Origin of the sequence: Bacteroides sp. RTP21281st1_H5_RTP21281_210402, from assembly GCF_040918965.1 — a bacterium.
Taxonomy (GTDB): Bacteria; Bacteroidota; Bacteroidia; order Bacteroidales; family Bacteroidaceae; genus Bacteroides; species Bacteroides congonensis.
Genome location: NZ_JBCOWR010000008.1, coordinates 70504 through 88827, shown reverse-complemented (window position 1 = coordinate 88827; position 18324 = coordinate 70504). Strand labels below are relative to the sequence as shown.

Sequence of the window (18324 nt, the reverse complement as noted above, 5' to 3'; positions counted from 1 at the left end):
AGATGCGTAAATTAAAGAATATGTGGATTGTTGCCTGTCTTTTGCAGGTAAGTGTGGTCTGGGCCGAAAAAGCACCGGTCGATTATGTGAATCCGTTGATAGGAACCCTGTCCGATTTTAAACTCTCTGCCGGCAACACATATCCGGCAGTGGCCATGCCATGGGGCATGAATTTCTGGGTACCACAGACCGGAAAGATGGGAGATGGCTGGCAGTATAAATATGACCAGTACCAGATTCGAGGCTTCAAACAGACCCATCAACCCAGTCCGTGGATTAACGATTACGGGCAGTTCTCACTCATGCCTGTCATTGGGAATAAAATAAACGAAGAAGAGCGGGCAAGCTGGTTCTCTCACAAAGCCGAGACGGTGACGCCTTATTATTATGGAGTATACTTGGCCGACTATGATATTAGAACAGAGTTGGTTCCTACGGAGCGGGCGGTGCACTTTCGTTTCACGTTCCCACAGTCGGACTCTGCTGCTGTGGTGATTGATGCGTTCGACAAGGGATCGTATATACGTGTCGTTCCCGAAGAGAATAAGATTATAGGATATACCACCCGCAATAGTGGTGGCGTACCGGATAATTTCAAGAACTATTTTGTGATTTACTTCGATAAGCAACCCGTTTCATTCTCCGTGTGGAACAATGGAAAAACCGTTGCCGGACAGGAGCTGGAAAGCAATCATGTAGGTGCTGTTGTTCGCTTTTCCACTCAACGGGGAGAACAGGTACAAGCACGGGTGGCTTCCTCTTTCATCAGCTTCGAGCAAGCCGAGTTGAACCTGAAAGAACTAGGCGGCAGAAGTCTGGAACAACTGAAAGACGATGGAGAGAAAAAATGGAATGATGTATTGGGACGCATCGCTATTGATGCCGACGAAGATCAGAAACAGGTGTTCTATTCATGTCTTTACCGTTCCGTACTTTTCCCCCGTATGTTCTTCGAAATGGATTCAGCCGGAAATCCGGTTCACTATAGCCCTTACAACGGCAAAGTATTGCCCGGATATATGTTTACCGATACAGGCTTCTGGGATACATTCCGTTGTTTGTTCCCGTTGCTGAATCTGGTATATCCGTCCGTCAATCAACAGATGCAGGAGGGATTGCTGAATACGTACAAAGAAAGCGGATTCCTGCCGGAATGGGCTTCGCCGGGACATCGTGATTGCATGGTGGGCAACAACTCGGCTTCCGTGGTAGCCGATGGCATACTGAAGGGTGTGACGCCGAAAAATTTATGGCCGGGATTGTACGACGCAATGGTGAAAAGTGCCAATAGTGAGCATCCTACCAGTACTTCGACAGGACGTCTGGGTTATGAATATTATAACAAACTGGGCTACGTTCCTTACAACGTAGGCATCAAAGAAAATACAGCCCGCACGCTGGAATATGCATACAATGACTGGTGCATCTGGCAGATTGCTAAATTGTTGGACCGTCCCCAAGCAGAACAGGAGTTATATCGCCAGCGTAACATGAACTACAAGAACCTGTACGATGCTTCTCATAAGTTGATGCGCGGGAAGAATGAAGACGGAACATTCCAGGCTCCATTCAATCCATTCAAGTGGGGAGATGCGTTTACGGAAGGAAACAGCTGGCATTACTCCTGGTCTGTGTTTCATGACGTGGAGGGACTCATTCATTTGATGGATGGCAAGAAATCCTTTACTGGTATGTTGGACTCTGTGTTTTCCCTGCCACCGGTATTTGACGACAGCTATTATGGCTTCGTGATACACGAAATTCGTGAAATGCAGATTATGGATATGGGCAACTATGCGCATGGCAACCAGCCCATCCAGCACATGATTTATCTGTATAACTATGCACAGGAACCCTGGAAAACCCAGTATTGGCTACGCGAAGTGATGAACCGGATGTATAAACCTACTCCCGACGGATATTGCGGAGACGAGGACAACGGACAGACTTCGGCCTGGTACGTATTCTCTGCCCTGGGCTTTTATCCGGTATGTCCCGGAAGCGGACAATATGTGGTCGGAGCTCCTTTGGTTCGCAAAGCCGTCATTACATTGGAGAACGGGAACAAGATAACTATACAGGCAGAAAACAACAATAAGAACAATCGCTATATACAGCGAATGATGATGAACGGGAAAGATTATACCCGTAACTACCTGAAACATGATGATTTGATAAAAGGCGGTAGCTTGAACTTCAAGATGGGGGATAAGCCCAACAAAAAGCGTGGCATAATGCCTCAAGATGCTCCTTATTCAATGTCCGGTCAACAGAAATAATCAGGTGGCTGATCGTCTCATATATTAATTGAACACTATAATTGAATACTATGAGAATGAAAAACTTTATCTATGTCATGGGGCTTACCCTATTGGCGGTTTTCTGCTCTTGCGAAAAACAGGGAGAGCAGGGACAGGAAACAGAACAGGGAAAAGAACAAGGGCAGGGAGAGAAGCCGGAACCGGAATTACCTGAAGAACCTCCTTTGGTTGAAAACTGGGATTTGATTGAAATCACGCGCGCCGAAGTGGGGAACAGCAATTATGAAGAACTGCTCTATCTGGCTTCGCTTGCCGGACTTGTGAATCGCAGCAGCCCCGAAATCTTTCTTCACTCCGGTCAGGCATACGCCAAATGGATGAACGAAATGAAAGCCTCCGGTTATACCTTTACGAAGAAAAGCCTGTCGGAGATAACTTCTTTGTTCCTGAACAGAGCGGAAGGGTATGTATTGGTGGATGATAAATTGGAGAAAACATACATTGCTGCAAGCCTTGCAGGAGTGCTTGATGCTGTGATACTGACAACGGCTCTGGCCTCTAAAGCTCCTTATAACAGTCTGCAGAAACTGGCCGACGTGAGGGATAAGGATGAGGCTTGGCTGGCTGACTATATAAAACAACATTCTTCACAATTCAACTTGAATGCGATTGTGAACAATGCTTCTTTTCCGTGGACAATGGTCGATTTTGCCATAGCGAACCGATATCCCTGGTGTAGCAATGCCAAAAGTGACGGTACTGTGTTGCAAAAGCTTTATTATATGTTGAAACCCAATTCGCCTCATTATGGTTGGGGAGTACCTTATAATCTTGAACGCATGGATGTACGGTTCGGATGCGAACATAATGGAGTATATACCGTGCCGGGTATCAACACCATGAGCCTTTCCATCCTGTCATCCAAACAGTTGAAACCGTATGACCGACCGGCTTCGCCTGTGGAAGTCCCGGCACGAACAGGCGTGCATTATGCCACGATTGTATTCAGTGACGGGGACAATACGTCCTATATGCTCGATTTGTTTTCCCGGAATACCTATATCTCGCATCCGCGTGCACATGAGATTCCGCTTACCTGGATGTATCCCCCGACTCTGCGCACCAATATGGTTCCGGTGCACAACTGGTATCAGAAAAATCTGCCGGCAACCAATTGTTATGTCGGAGCATTGTCCGGTGCGGGTTATACATTCCCGTCTCATCATGAGTTTGTAGCCGACTATTTCCGCATGACGAATGGAATGTTGAAAGATTGCGGAATGCAGTATATGGTACTGATGGACGATGCGGAACTATTCACCGGTTCGTCTGTCGGTTCGTATGAAACATTTATGAAGCGGCACATCGGCAACTTGCCCGATATGAAAGGATTCTTGTATATGAACTATCTGGGATATGCCAAATGGCAGGGCGCTTATTTCTTTGCAGGAGATGTTCCGGTCGTTTCGTTCCGCTATTTCATGAAGAATGATGATAAGTTTACGGAACCTCATACTCCCGAAACCATCGCTGCGGCTTTGAACTCGGCTCCGCGTGACATTAACAGTATAGATGCCTATTCGGCAATCGTGGTACACGTCAATGCTCCGTCCAGTTATACGGTGGAAGATATGCTTGCATTTAAAAACTTATTAAACGAAAATGTAGTATTGGTGAATACGGAACAGTTCCTCGAACTTATCAGGAAGAATGTGAAAGGCAATAGAGGTTAATCCCTCTTTTAACATAGCGGTTAATGCTTTTTTGAGGGTGTTAATCCACGGATTAACCCTAGTTCTAATCATCTCACCCATATATTTGAGAAAAAACAGTATTCTTTTAGTAACCTAAAAAATTAATACCCAATGAAACAATTCTATTCATTATGTATGATTATGCTCCTGGCATCTGTTCTGGCAATAGATGTTATGGGACAAAAAACGACTCTGACTGTTACCGGTAAAGTAACGGATCTGGAGGGAGACCCACTGTCGGGAGTCTCGGTCGTTGTGCAGGGAACAACGCGCGGCACGATTACCAATATCGATGGAGCATACTCTATAAATGTACCGTCGAAACAGTCAGTGCTTGTTTTCTCGATGATTAGTATGAAAACTGTCGATCATCGCGTAGGCAATAGTACACAGATCAATATTATTATGGAAGAGGACGTGATTGGTTTGGGAGACGTAGAAGTGGTAGCCATCGGTTACGGTTCTATGCGTCGCTCTGACTTGACAGGTTCCATATCATCTATTAGTAAGGATGCATTGAGCGAACGTGCCATTACGTCACTCGAAGATGCCATGAGAGGTAAGGCAGCCGGTATGCAGATTGTGCAGAATGACGGTGCTCCCGGTTCCGATTACACCATCCGTATTCGTGGTGCATCGTCCGTTAATGCTTCAAGTGCCCCGATTTTTGTTATCGACGGTGTGATTTGCGAAGATGCTTCTTCTCTGAATCCGGGTGATGTGGCATCCATTGAAATTCTAAAAGATGCTTCCTCAACCGCTATTTATGGTTCGCGTGGTGCGAACGGTGTCATCATGATTACCACACGCCAGGGAACCAATGATGGAAAAACACGGGTGGAGCTGTATGCTAATTTAGGTATACAGCAGGCAGTACGCCAATTTGATATGCTCAATTCTTCGGAATATGCGTTAATGCGTTATAAGACCGGATGGAAATACTACCCCTACGGAACCGATCCGTCGACCATGAGCGATGGCATTGTCTATCGTGACAACCCGAACGGTGACGGTAACTATTGGGTACTTCCCGAAAGTTCAACTTATGCAGACTGGGAGTCGTATGGTGCCCCAGGTAATACAAATACCGACTGGCAGGACTTGATGTTCCGCGATGCCCTGTATCAGGAATACCGTGTCAACGTTTCAGGTGGTAATAAGAATACCCGCTATTCGATATCCGGAGGCTATCTCAACCAGGAAGGTATCGTTGTTAATTCCGGTTTCGAACGTTTCACGGGAAGAGTTAACCTTGTTCAGAAATTGAGTACTAACGTGACCCTGACCGCCAACATATCAGGTTCAAGAACTAAAAACTCTGGTTTGGCAACCGGCAGTTCCGATGGTCTGATGGTGAAACTATTGCGCCAGTCACCTTTGAACTCAGCCACCTCATCCGGTATTACCGAAGGTACAGGTAGTGAAGAGGGACAAGTGGTTTCCAACCCATACGTACAAGTGCGTGATATTACCAACAATCGCTACAAAGATAATCTGACAGCACGTATGCAAGTTGAATGGAAAATACTTCGCGAACTCTCACTGCGTGTGGCAGGTACGTATGAGGATAACCATCAAAAAACAGATGTGTTTTATCCCGCTAATACCGAACAGGGATTTAAGGCGAACGGACGTGCCATTGTCAGCAATGCCGGAATTAAAAAGCTCTCTGGAGAAGCATTTCTTACCTACACCAATTCTTGGAAAGGCGGACATCGTCTTAATGTATTGGCAGGTAGCACGCTTGAAACCTATAACAATAATACAGTGCGTACTGAAACGCAGAATTTCCCTTCACTCAATCTGGGTGTGAATGGAATGGGGATGGGCGTCACTCCACAGATACCGACATCTTCAATTGTCAAGTGGAATATGGCATCATTCCTTGCACGTGCCGAATACAATTATAAGGAACGTTATCTGCTGACAGCCAGCTATCGTGCCGACGGTTCTTCACGTTTCGGTGCCGGTAATAAATGGGCGGGATTTCCGTCAGTTGGTCTGGCATGGCGTATCAACGAAGAGTCGTTTGTGAAAGACTTGGGAGTCTTCTATAACCTTAAGTTGCGTTTCGGTTATGGTCGCAGTGGTAACACAGCCATTCCTTCTTATCGGAGCCTTTCAACAATCGCTTCTTCATTCTATCCGATGTATGGTTCCGATCTTTCTTACGGTGCCAGCATTGACAGGCCGGCAAACCCGTCATTACGTTGGGAAACAACGGATATGGTCAATCTCGGACTGGATATGTCTTTCTTTAAAAACCGCCTGGCAATGACGGTGGATGTTTATCGCAAAAAGACCACCGACCTGCTGATTGAAAAGAATGCAGCATTGGCTACAGGATACGAAAAGGGATGGGCCAATATTGGAGCAGTCCGCAATCAGGGTATTGAGATTACCTTGGATGCTACCCCTATTCTGACTAAGAAATGGAACTGGACCTTGAATGCCAACATCGGCTTTAACCGTTCGAAAGTGCTTGATATCGGCCCTGGTGATGAAATGGGATTTGACCCGGGAGTTATTCCCGGTTCAGGAAACTTTGTCATGATCCGCAAGAACAAGAGCCTCGGACAATGGTATGGCTATAAGATTGACGGTGTGTATGCTTCACAGCACGAAATCAACGAGCAAGGGCTTACCGAAGTGCTCGGTCAGAAGATTGCCAGCATACGTCCGGGAGATTATCGCTTCCGCGACCAGAACGGTGACGGAAAAATCACTTCTGCCGACCTCGTATTACTGGGAAGTGGCGAACCGGATTTCACAGGCGGTTTGACGAACACAGTTTCTTATAAGAACCTGTCATTGAGCGTAGCTATGCAGTTCAGTTATGGAGCAACTGTTTTCAACGCCAACCTCCATTCATTGACAAGTGGACGTGACGGTCATAATCAGATTGCTGAAATGAATACCAAGTCCTGGTCGCCGACACTTTATGATGCAGATGGTAACGTATTCTTTGCTGGTAACAACGAAGCCAAATATCGTATGCCGGGTGGGGTGGCACTCAACTACTGTACGTCCAAGATGCTTGAAGACGGTTCGTTCCTCCGTATTGGAGACATCACGCTGGCCTATGCACTTGGAAAGAAAGTAGCCAAGAAAGTCGGTATGCAGAACATCAAACTGTTTGCTTCGGTCAAGAACCTTTGCGTATTTACCAAATATACGGGATTTGACCCGGAAGTAAACACTCGTCAGGGACAGACAGGCGACTTGATGCCGAGTCTCGACTACAGTGCTTATCCGCGCAATCGTTCTTATTCTGTCGGTTTCAATTTTATTTTCTGATTTGTTTAACACCCTGAATATTGAATTCCATGAAAAAATATATCATACTATTATTGGCTACTACGTTCCTACTCGGAACTTCCGTTTCGTCTTGTACCAATTTCCTGGAAGAGAAGCCGGAGTCTGAATTCGATGAAGGAACTTTCTATAAGACTATCGAATCTCTGAAAGTAGGAGCAGTCGGTGCGTTTTCTACGTTGCGCTATATGTATAACGTCGGCACCAATACCCCGTTATTTGTCGGTATGGTAGGTACGGACGAGTGTATGTATCCCAATGAAACGAACCTGCGTGGTTTTATCGACCGCTACACATATACGCCTACCGATGGCTGTATCAAGCAATTCTGGTTTCGCTACTACCGGTTGGTTACCACCTGCAACACTGTTATCTACAAAGCACAGGGAATCGAAGGAGACGCTAAACTTATCAACCGCTATGTGGCTAATGTACGTTTTTTGCGTGCATGGGGATATTTTAACCTGGTGCAGACTTTCGGAGCGGTGCCTCTGATGACCGATCATGTGACGGAGCTGACTTACGACATGGGGCGTACACCGGTAGCGGAAGTTTATCAACTCATTGAAGATGATTTATTATTCTGTTTGGGCGAAGATGTTCTGCCTAAAGAAATAGATGGCGGTTGGGCGAATTACTGGGCTGCCAAAACATTGCTGGCAAAAGTATATATTACGATGGCTTCGGCACGTGCCGCTGATCGTGTAGCCGGTTACAAGCAGATAGAACAAACGGATGAAAAACTTTACGGTGATGCATTGGCGCTGCTGCAAGATGTAATCACCAATAGCGGACGTGATCTGGAACCGGTCTACGGAGATGTTTTTAAAATTGAAAATAAGAACATCAATAAAGAGACGATTTGGGAAATACAGTTCAGCGCACAGAATCCTTACGGTTCACAATGGCCGAAAGAATATGGTGCCCGTGCAATCAATACCGACGGACAGAAACTTTACGGCGGCTGGCGTACAAATGCCATTGCCGGACAATGCAACCTTAAATATGTTCCTTCATTCTGGAACTATTATGATGCCAATGGTTACGACAAGCGTCGGGAGTGGAATCTGGCCGATTATGTGATTGACTTTGATAAGACCAATAATAGCCCGATAGCACAGAAACCCATGACGGAGCTAAGCGGTAAACCGCAACCCGGAGACAATGCGAAGTCTGTAACGAACAGTGGTGTCACCAAATATCGTTGGGGAGCTACCTGGAAAGATGAACATACCAACTTTGTGTACTCTAACTGTCCGAACAATATCCTCGTACTGCGTTTTGCCGATGTACTGCTGATGTACGCCGAAGCCGATTTGATGTTGAACAACGGTTCACCGTCCGATGAGGGTGTGGAAGCAATGAATCGCATCGTGCAACGTGCCCGCGGATTAAATCAGGGAGTTGCTGTCACTGAAGACGATACCCCCGGATTTGGGAATTACGATACGTATACACTCGAAGATATTTTGTTGGAGCGTGCCCGTGAACTTTGCTTCGAACGCTGGCGTTGGTATGACCTGGCACGTACCGGTATGCTTGAGCACTTCCTGGAAAACCGCAATGGTTTTAGTACGACGAAAACCAGCTTCGACAGTGATAAGAATTATTTATTCCCCATTCCGTTGAGCGAGATACAGATCTCGACGAATAAAGACGGAATGTATCAGAATCCTAATTATTAATGGGATGGCAATTATGCTTCTTTCTGTTTTAATAAGACGGGATATTGCAGAACTTGATAAAACTAACAGTCTGTCCGGATATTCCCTTGGGGAGATTTAATCGGGCTTTAAAAATCTAGAATCAATGAAACAAATAAAATATTTATCCTTTATCCCTTTTCTGGCTCTTCTCTGCTTGATGACGGGATGTGAGAATGACAAAGATGTGTATTACCCTTATGTCAATGTTCCGCTTACGACGCACAATCCGGTGCTCGTTGAGGGAGAAGTCCTGCATATCGGTATTGGTTTGGACGGTGTGAATTATCGTGTAGAGAGTGATAATGAGGATGTGGTGACTGCCGAGGTGGTCGGCAACGAAATACTGTTGACAGGCGGTGACATAGGCAGCACCATCGTTCGCCTTTCGGATGATAGCTACAATCGTGCTCTCATGACGGTTGAAGTACGTAAACTTCAGGAACTGACACTCGAATCGCTCCCGGAGGGAGTGGAAGTATTGCGTCTGGATAATGACGGCGTTATTCTTCGTGAAATGAAAATCCTGACCGGTAATGGCGGTTATACAGTAACCAATTCTGCTCCTGAAGCCATCAACGCTGAAATTGTGGAAGACCCCGATGTAACAGGAGGATATAAACTGGTACTTGGCGGTAAAGCGAATGTCGAACAGGCAACGATTACTGTGACAGATTCCCGAAACAAGTCAGCTACTCTTAAAGTGCGGGTGACGAATCCGATTCGTCCTGTTCTGTTTGATAAAGAGGGGACTCTTGAGGGAGAATATGTGTATGAGGGTACGCCTCAACAGATTTCTTTCAATATCACTTCCGGTAATGGCGGTTATACCGTTAAATCTCTGAATGAGGGGGTAGCTACTGTTGCAGTATCCGGCACCACAGTAACTGTTACCGTGGTAGGTGACGGTGGTACAACCATCACTGTGACCGACCAGGAAAAGGAAAGCCGCTCCATAGACTTATGGGTACCGCTCAATCTTGACGACCCGACGCCACGTATTTATTGGGATGGTTATCGTGCTGATATTAACACGGCCGGAGTTGTCAGTACCGGATCTTATGCAACGCCAAAAGATATGTACTGGTATCAACAAAACGGTGAAGTGAAAGATACATATTATGTCTACTTTAACGGTGGTTGGGCAAACAATTTAAATTGTGTGAATGCTGCCAACCGTAATCCGAAGTTTGAAACGACTATCAATGACACTAAGACTTCGTACACAGACAAAGCAGCCTCTGCCGTTAAACTGACCGAGTTTATTTTGGAAAAACGTATCGGTACAGGTCCGACGAGCCATCCGCATATCTATTTCATCTCTTTAAAAACAGAAGATGGTAAGTGTGGATTTATAGTGCATCGTTGGAATGAATAATAAATACAAATAGGTTATTAGTTTTTTTCAGGGTATATGAATATGAGGGTCGGATGCTGTATTGCTCCGGCCCTCTATGTTTTAATAGGGCATACAAAATTAGAGGCTGCCTTTCGGTAATACCACGAAAACAACTATCTTTGCTAACTGTTTATTATACACATAACCTAACAACATTATGCAGTATGAACTATAATTTTGATGAAATAATAAACCGTCATGGTACAGATTCCGTAAAATGGGATGCGGTAGAAAGTCGTTGGGGACGCAATGACTTGATTCCAATGTGGGTAGCTGATATGGATTTCCGTACAGCTCCTTTTGTCATAGAAGCTCTGAAAAAGCGTTTGGAACATGAAGTACTCGGATATACTTTTGCCTGTAAGGAATGGTCGGAATCCATTATTAACTGGTTGCAGGCACGCCATGGGTGGACGGTAAGCGAAGAGATGCTGACCTTCACTCCCGGCATTGTCCGTGGATTGGCTTTTGCCATCCACTGCTTTACGCAGAAAGGGGATAAGGTCATGGTGATGCCGCCTGTTTATCATCCTTTCTTTTTGGTAACTCAGAAGAATGAACGCGAAGTCGTATTTAGCCCGTTAGTGCTGAAAGACGGACAATATTATATTGATTTTGACCGTTTCCGCCAAGATATTCAGGGCTGCAAACTGCTTATTTTAAGTAACCCTCATAATCCGGGCGGACGTGTATGGACAAAAGAAGAGCTGGCCCAAATAGCTGATATTTGCCATGAAAGCGGTACATTAATTATCTCTGACGAGATTCATGCCGACTTGACTTTGCCGCCATACAAACATCCTACGTTCGCTCTTATCTCGGAAAAAGCGCGGATGAATTCACTCGTCTTTATGTCTCCGAGTAAAGCGTTCAATATGCCGGGACTGGCAAGCTCTTATGTAATCATAGAAAATGAGGAGCTTCGTCACCGTTTCCAGACATATATGGAAGCAAGTGAGTTCTGTGAAGGGCATCTGTTTGCTTACCTGAGTGTAGCGGCTGCTTACAGTCATGGTACGGAATGGCTTGACCAGGTGATTGCATATATCAAGGAGAATGTAGATTTCACCGAAAACTATCTGAAAGAGCATATTCCTGCTATCAGGATGATTCGTCCGCAAGCTTCCTACCTTATCTTTTTGGATTGCCGTGAATTAGGACTAAATCAGGAAGAACTGAACCGCCTTTTCATAGAAGATGCTCATTTGGCATTGAACGATGGAGCAACATTTGGCAAGGAAGGCGAAGGCTTCATGCGGTTGAATATTGCTTGTCCGCGTGCTACGTTGGAATGTGCGTTGAAGCAGTTGGAGCAGGCAGTAATAAGCTTAAAGTAACCTCTTTGGAATGGGGTTATTACACTAGAATTATTCTCACCGAAACGAGAAATAATTCTCATGCCTATGAGAACTTTTTCTCATCGCAGTGAGAATTATTTCTCATCACGATGAGAATATTTTCTCATAGGCATGAGAATACTTTGAGAAAAATAAGAACGTAATCCGTTGTTTACTATGGGGTTAGAAAAGGCTATGTGTTGTTCTGTAATCAGAGATAAAGAAGCAGAGACTAACCTGAATTATAAAATAAGCCCCTTTTCTATGAAATTCGGAAAAGGGGCTTGTCTTTTGGGATAAGAAGTGAAGAAATCAAATAATAATGATAAGCATTTATTTCTGCATAAAATCTACCGGAATCAACCGCACTTCGCTATTCAATCCCGAAGGCATGGGTTTCCAATGTCCGTAATTAGCCGGTCGATAGCTTAAATCGACAATATTGATTTCTTTGAACTTGCGCCACTGCACTCCCTGCCTGTCCAGTTCTGCAATCCGGTTTGCAGGAAGGTTCGTGACTTCTATTTCGATGTGGTTTTTTCCGGATTTCAGCAGATGACCTACTCTCAACTGATAAGGCACTGCCCATACACCACCCGCTTCCTGTCCGTTGATGCGGACACGGGCACTTTCGCGTACATCGTCCAAGTCAAGTATCCAGTCGTCAGCTTTTAAGGCAGGCAGTTCGATATCCAATGAATACACTCCGGTTCCCATATTGATTTTGGCTGCCGGATGATTGATACTTGTCCATGAAGACGGGCGGTCTATGTCAAATGTACCTTGAATTTCCGGTTTGCTTTCGGCAAAGTGTAGTTTCCAGCCATGGTCAAGGCTGAGGCTGAAAGGTTGTTCCTTTATATATCTCCACGGTTTGGAAGCTTGCAAAGGCTGTTGATAAGTTTGCAGGATAACCGATTCACCGGATTTCAGTTGCAGATAAACTTGTGCCTTGCCGTCTGCCTGGCGGATAAGGGCTTCTCCACATTCTCCGGTCATAGGATTAAAGAGGGCGGCTGCGGTTGCGTTTGTTCCTAAAGTAATCCAACCGTCTACCCCTTTGTCTTGCAAAGAAGTGATGAAGTAATGATATCCCGTATCATTCACTCTCCGGATTGCCTGCAGGCCGAATTTAGTTTTCATTTCTTCGCACGGAATCTGGCAACTGGCCAATGTGCGTGCATAATCCGTTCCTGTGATAATCTTTCCCTTTCCAACCGGAGTGACGGTTGTTTCGGAGAAAGAGACAGACGGAAGTTGACGGAGCGTGCGTTGGTAGCTCTTACGTTTCTGTTCCAACTGACCATATCCCGGTACATCCGTCGGATAGTTTTCGAGGAATACAATGGTAGCTCCTTGTTTGGCCAGTTCTACAAGATGCGCCAACACATCATCCGGCATCAGATGGGCGGCAGGCACTACCAATGCTTTGTAACCCGTTCCGCCCGAAGTAACCAACTGTCCGTCCTTGAAACGGGTGCTGCGGATGAAGTTGTCGGAGATATAATCCCCGTCGTATCCGCTGTTGCTGATACGGTGGATGGCGTCGATAAATTTGGGAGCCAGTTTATCCATGTGGTGGATAGTGAACAGCAACAATCGTCCCGGTTGTTCGTTCCACATATCATATACCGGGAGATAAATCAGGAAATCATTATCCGGCCGTCCCATTTGCAGAAAGCTCTGGCAACGGGTGATATAATTAAAGAAAGAAGGAGCGTCACGCCAGATACTGTTCGTCGGATTCATATTGATAGACGCATAGAACAGCCAACCCGGCCATTCGGCTTCTTTTGGAGAGTAAGGCGTCCCATGAAAGAACATATGATTGACACCGGAAACGAACATCAAGTCCATATCCGGTTTGCATTGTGACAGGGAAGTGCGGAAATGCTCCGTCAGCCAGGTGAATGTTTCGGAAGAAGTATAGGTCTTACCTGCGATGTGGGCAGCGGAAGAAGCATATTTCAACATAGACAAGTCCGAATCATTCTTCTTGGTCAGTGAATCCTGGCGCAATCCTTCGATATGGAACTGTGACAGTCCGAAGCCTTCACATTCGGGAATATCTACGGCTGCGTAAATATCAATCAGATTACCCGGTGAACCGTGGGCTTGGTTGCGGGTGATACTACCGTTTTTGTGTGCCCAGTCTGTCCATTGACAGGTGAAGTTTTCCAATAACAAGTCGGAAATCGTCTCCCGGTAATCGGACAGGATACGTCTGCTGACTTCGGGACGGCTTTCATCCAGAAATTCAGGGAAATGCTCTTCCAGTTTATATCCCCGTCTGCGGGCAAACTGTTCCAGGAAATCGTCTGTCCAGTCTGCTTGATATACCTCATAAGAGTCATTGAAGAATGTGTGCGGATAGCTTGTCTTGCTACTCTTGAATGCACGGTCAAAGCGGGAAAGATAGTTTTTGACAGCTTTCTTTGACAGGTGGTTCATGACGTATCCTTCCCCGCCCGGTGCTGCACGTTTCACTTTCTGCCGTGTCTTTCCAATGTAGAGGGCTACCACTTTCCATTTACCGGCAGGGGCTTTCCATTGCAACTTGTCTTTTTTGACATGAGAAGTCAAATTAAGACAGTGGCCATTTTCATTATAAGCCATTACCCGGCTTAATACGGAATATGGCTGTTGCTTAGGGTCAGTCACGTTAATATCCTGAGCAATCTCTTTGCCGCCCTCTATTTCATAAGTTTGGAAGATTGCCTTGGTAGCTGCGTCTTCAATGCTGACTTCCGGCCCGCCAAAAGGCCAGCCCGTACCGGTATTCATGTCGATTTCAACACCTGTGCGTTTACCTTCCGCTTGTGTATGCTTGAGCACTTCCATCCAGCGGGGAGAGAGGAACTGTATATCGTTTGCGTCATTCCCTTGCACGCCGTAGATAGGAGTGATTTCCACTGTACCCATGCCGGCACGTGCATATTCTTCCAGGTTGTATGTCAGATTCTTTTCGTCTACGGCACTTCCCAGCCACCACCATCGGGTGCCGGGACGTGCTTCTGCCGGAACGTCCGGCCACTGTTGCGCTTGTACAACTCCGCCTGTTGCAAGCAGGCAGAGGAATATCAATTGTTTTTTGTTCATCATTCTTTGGGCGTATTATAATATTCAATGTTTTCTGCGTCATCGGTTACGAAGAGCGGTCGTCCGTCCGGCTTTTCAAAATGGAAGCGGATACCGTCGAAAGTGATGTTCCGTGCATGGCGGATATAAAATCCTTTGGCGGGAATCGTGCCGAACATCCACGGTTCGGGATATACCTTCTCCTGTTCGGGCGGAACACGCTTGCCGTCTTCCGCGCTGTATCCACCTTTATAATATAGGTGGATATTACGGAAAGTGACGTCCTCGATGCAAGCGCCCGGTACGCCGCTGATGATGGAAGCATACCGGCTGTCGGCATTCCAGACGTTGATGTCACTGATAAGGATACGTTTCATTGTGCCTACCGGTGTACCTTCGGGACTGCGCATGCGTGCGCCCAGTCTTAGAAAGATAGGAGCATTGACGATATTCCTCATCGTGATATTGCTGATAACAATATCTTCCAGACGTCCCCCGTCTACGGTTTCCAAAGCCAAACCCCTGCAATGCTCAAAGATACAATTAGTAATCGCAATATTACGGAATCCGCTGCTACTTTCTGTGCCGAACTTGATACGTCCCGTGCGGTAACCGTGGTCGGGAGCCTGGGGCTCGTCCAGTTGCCAGGTTCCGTTCATAACGCTTCCCTGGTCAAAACCGCTCACATAACAATCACTGATAGTCACATTCTCCGTATCCTGAAAACGCCCCAGTCCATATGAAGCTTTCAGGACAATGGCATCGTCCCAGGGAGAATTCACCGTGCACTGGCTGATACGCACATTCCGGCAACAGTCAATATCAAATCCGTCGCGGTTGGTATCTACTTTCAGATTCAAGATAGTCAGATGGTCTACACCGGTGGCGAGCAGGGCGAAATGTCCGCAGTGAAGCATGGACAAATCCTTGAGTGTCACATTCCGGCAATCTTTCAGACTGATAGCCTTGTTGCCTACACCCGGCAGACGGCTTTCTTCACGAGTCAACCCCTTACCGTAGATAAGTCCGGAACCGCTGATAGTTATATTTTCCAGCCCGATTCCCCAAATCAATGAATTCTTCCAATGGCTGTGTCCGAAATCCTGATATTTATTATGCTCATTCGGTTCAGCAGTATCATATCCTTCCTCTTTTCCGGGAAAGGCGGCAACGATGCGTGCGCCTTGTTCCAGATACAGGTGAATGTTGCTTTTTAACCGGATAGAATAGCAGGCATACTCTCCGGCAGGCAGGTAAACAGTTCCGCCACCGGCTTGTGCGGCAGCTTCAATTGCGCTATTGATGGCGGGAGAGTCAATCGTTTTTCCATCCGCTTTGGCTCCGAAATCCTTCACGTTGTAGATGGCTGCATAGCTGTAGATGCAACCCACTAGGAGACTGAATAGTAAATATATCCTTTTCATTTTTTGTCGATTTGGGCAAAAATATCCGGTAACATATAGTAGTTATAATCCGCCTTCTCGTTCTGCTCGTAGAAGCAGAAATAAATCCTGCTGCCGGAAACGAGCGGGCAACGTCCCGCCAGTACGGGGCGGTCGGTCTTTTTTCCTGATTCATAAAGCATCAGGGGAGTTTCGTCCTTGTGACCGTTGCTCAGGCGGATATCATCGGTAGGAGTGACTGCCTGTACAGTCCGTAATCTCATGCTTTCCCCATAATAGCAGGTGAAAGCCTGCCCTTCCACGCTAAACACGTTCACGTCCGCATCCGGTTGGCAATCGCCGAAGCTCCAGAATAAGGCATCGGCTTTGGGAGAGGATGCCACCTCTATTTCCAGTATAAATCCGCGGGTATCGGGCAGGGCTTTCCATTGGAAAGTAATCCCCGGTGTCTTTTCCTTAGGTTTTAGCCAGTGGCTTTCGTTTCCCTGCGATATTCCTAATCGGAAAGTACCGGCGGGTGGCGTCAGAGACTGCGCTTGCGCATCAATGAGCAAGATTCCCAGCAGTACGATGGTCAGGAGTTGTTTCAGCATAGTTGAATTTAATATTACTTTGTTCATTTTCCTTTAGTTCGATAGCGTTTTTCTCTGTTACGTCCAATGTAATCTCCGACAGGTTGAAATTCTTCGTATAGCAAATTTTACCCGGTTTCTTAGCCTGTGCTTCGATAGCGTAAAGATAGAAATTTTCCAGACGCAAAGAGTCGTTCCAACCCGAAGCGGAGATAAATTCGTCTACGTTTTCGGCTTTAATCTGCGATACATATACGTTGCGGAAGCGTGGGTATCCCTTTTCGGCTGGCTCCACCGGAGTCAGCATTACTTTCCAGTGTTCCGGAATTTCCTTGTCTTCATACTCTTTGGGCAACGTGCTGTAACTGTAACTGGGATTCCAGTTTAAGTCTGCCGCCAGTACGTGGCGGACATTTTCAGCTTTTACATGGGTCATGTAGATATTTTCGATTGTCCCCCCGCGGTTCATGGCGCTTTTCAGACGGAGCACGGCGGAAGTGCCGGCAGCTTCGAGGTTATATCCCAATATATTCCGGATACTGCCGGAAGTTTCACTGCCGCAGGTGATAAGTCCTGCGCCTTTGCGGGCAATGCAATTGCGTATAACCACGTTTTCCGTAGGAAGGTTCACCCGCAAACCGTCCGCGTCCCGACCCGATTTGATGCAGATATTATCATCGTTACAGTCCACATCGCAGTTCTCAATCAGAATGTTGCATGAAGAGTCGATGTCGATACCGTCCGTGCTCGGGCCGTGACCACCTATATTATTATTAATAGTCAGTCCGTCTATCGTGCAATAGTTGGAATAAAGAATCTGACAGCCCCAGAAGCCGGTACGCATCAGGGTGAATCCCTTCAGGGTGATATCCGAACTGCGTTCCACAAGAATACCCCGCACACGTTTGCAGTCGTAATCTACAATCCAGCGTAGTCCTTTCGTTTCGTATTCCTTGCGCATTTCCCAATATTTATCCCAAAAGACTTTTCCCCGACAGTCCAGAGTGCCTTCTCCGCTGACGGCGGCATTCTTCTCGTTGACAATGTTTATCACTGCCGCCGGCCATGTCATCTCGATACCTGCAATCCGCGAACGGAATTCGGGATAATGGTGGATATGAGGGCTGGCAAGCAGGGTGACGCCTTTCCCCAGTTGCAGGTTGACACCGCTTTTGATAAACAGTGCTCCGGTCTGATAATATCCGGGTTGGAGAGTGACGGTTCCCCCGCCGGAGATGGCGCAACTGTCGATTGCTTTCTGGATAGCTTCTGTGCTGACCACTGTACTGTCTGCCACTGCGCCAAAAGAATTGGCGGATAAAATAAGCTCGTTTCCGGGAGTTTGCCGGCTTCCTACGCTGTCGGCCCATGACAAATCCGGCTGTTGCGGAACCTGTCCCCATTCGAAGCTGTTGCTTCCTGCCTGTTTGGCAGGGGTACATGCTATAAAAAATGTGCCCGCCAGAAGTAGGGGAAGGATGCTTTTACTTTTCATATCAGTC

General features: G+C 46.5%; 10 protein-coding genes. 6 read left to right on the top strand and 4 right to left on the bottom strand.

Going from position 1 to position 18324, the window contains the following annotated elements; genetic code table 11:
• Nucleotides 1-2: 2 nt before the first annotated feature.
• The 6 genes from AB5443_RS13325 (at nucleotide 3) to AB5443_RS13300 (ending at nucleotide 11769) form a co-directional block, all read left to right on the top strand.
• Nucleotides 3-2279, top strand: coding sequence for a GH92 family glycosyl hydrolase (locus AB5443_RS13325; protein WP_368113919.1), 2277 nt, complete (start codon nucleotides 3-5; stop codon nucleotides 2277-2279).
• Between the two features lie 56 nt (nucleotides 2280-2335).
• Entirely contained in the window at nucleotides 2336-3994 is a 1659-nt protein-coding gene (locus AB5443_RS13320; protein ID WP_277133034.1) for a GxGYxYP domain-containing protein, read from the top strand.
• A 132-nt stretch (nucleotides 3995-4126) separates the two neighbouring features.
• Entirely contained in the window at nucleotides 4127-7312 is a 3186-nt protein-coding gene (locus AB5443_RS13315; protein ID WP_277133035.1) for a TonB-dependent receptor, read from the top strand.
• Between the two features lie 29 nt (nucleotides 7313-7341).
• The gene (locus AB5443_RS13310) at nucleotides 7342-9015 is read left to right on the top strand and encodes a RagB/SusD family nutrient uptake outer membrane protein (protein ID WP_277133036.1); all 1674 of its coding nucleotides are present in this window, start codon (nucleotides 7342-7344) and stop codon (nucleotides 9013-9015) included.
• A gap of 124 nt (nucleotides 9016-9139) precedes the next feature.
• Nucleotides 9140-10411: a hypothetical protein gene (locus tag AB5443_RS13305; protein WP_277133037.1), complete on the top strand. Its 1272-nt coding sequence runs from the start codon at nucleotides 9140-9142 to the stop codon at nucleotides 10409-10411.
• Nucleotides 10412-10596: 185 nt separating this feature from the next.
• The gene (locus tag AB5443_RS13300; protein WP_277133038.1) at nucleotides 10597-11769 is read left to right on the top strand and encodes a MalY/PatB family protein; all 1173 of its coding nucleotides are present in this window, start codon (nucleotides 10597-10599) and stop codon (nucleotides 11767-11769) included.
• 333 nt (nucleotides 11770-12102) lie between these two features.
• On the opposite strand, the gene AB5443_RS13295 is transcribed toward AB5443_RS13300, so the two are convergent.
• The 4 genes from AB5443_RS13295 to AB5443_RS13280 are packed head-to-tail and all read right to left on the bottom strand — an operon-like array spanning nucleotide 12103 to nucleotide 18317.
• Nucleotides 12103-14868, bottom strand: a complete 2766-nt coding sequence (locus AB5443_RS13295; protein WP_277133066.1) for a glycosyl hydrolase — start codon at nucleotides 14866-14868, stop codon at nucleotides 12103-12105.
• Complete coding sequence (locus AB5443_RS13290) at nucleotides 14868-16271, bottom strand: glycoside hydrolase family 28 protein (protein WP_277133040.1); 1404 nt, start codon at nucleotides 16269-16271, stop codon at nucleotides 14868-14870. Before AB5443_RS13290 ends, AB5443_RS13295 begins: the two co-directional genes overlap by 1 nt.
• Nucleotides 16268-16843 carry a DUF4450 domain-containing protein gene (locus tag AB5443_RS13285; protein WP_022139106.1) on the bottom strand — a complete coding sequence of 192 codons (576 nt, stop codon included), beginning with the start codon at nucleotides 16841-16843 and terminating at the stop codon, nucleotides 16268-16270. Before AB5443_RS13285 ends, AB5443_RS13290 begins: the two co-directional genes overlap by 4 nt.
• On the bottom strand, nucleotides 16794-18317 hold the full coding sequence (locus tag AB5443_RS13280; protein WP_277133042.1) for a glycoside hydrolase family 28 protein: 1524 nt from the start codon (nucleotides 18315-18317) through the stop codon (nucleotides 16794-16796). Before AB5443_RS13280 ends, AB5443_RS13285 begins: the two co-directional genes overlap by 50 nt.
• Nucleotides 18318-18324: the final 7 nt, after the last annotated feature.

Coding starts and splice junctions, on each gene's coding strand:
- AB5443_RS13315 (WP_277133035.1), top strand. CDS start 4,127: ATGAAACAATTCTATTCATTATGTATGATTATGCTCCTGGCATCTGTT.
- AB5443_RS13285 (WP_022139106.1), bottom strand. CDS start 16,843: ATGCTGAAACAACTCCTGACCATCGTACTGCTGGGAATCTTGCTCATT.
- AB5443_RS13300 (WP_277133038.1), top strand. CDS start 10,597: ATGAACTATAATTTTGATGAAATAATAAACCGTCATGGTACAGATTCC.
- AB5443_RS13325 (WP_368113919.1), top strand. CDS start 3: ATGCGTAAATTAAAGAATATGTGGATTGTTGCCTGTCTTTTGCAGGTA.
- AB5443_RS13305 (WP_277133037.1), top strand. CDS start 9,140: ATGAAACAAATAAAATATTTATCCTTTATCCCTTTTCTGGCTCTTCTC.
- AB5443_RS13290 (WP_277133040.1), bottom strand. CDS start 16,271: ATGAAAAGGATATATTTACTATTCAGTCTCCTAGTGGGTTGCATCTAC.
- AB5443_RS13320 (WP_277133034.1), top strand. CDS start 2,336: ATGAAAAACTTTATCTATGTCATGGGGCTTACCCTATTGGCGGTTTTC.
- AB5443_RS13280 (WP_277133042.1), bottom strand. CDS start 18,317: ATGAAAAGTAAAAGCATCCTTCCCCTACTTCTGGCGGGCACATTTTTT.
- AB5443_RS13310 (WP_277133036.1), top strand. CDS start 7,342: ATGAAAAAATATATCATACTATTATTGGCTACTACGTTCCTACTCGGA.
- AB5443_RS13295 (WP_277133066.1), bottom strand. CDS start 14,868: ATGAACAAAAAACAATTGATATTCCTCTGCCTGCTTGCAACAGGCGGA.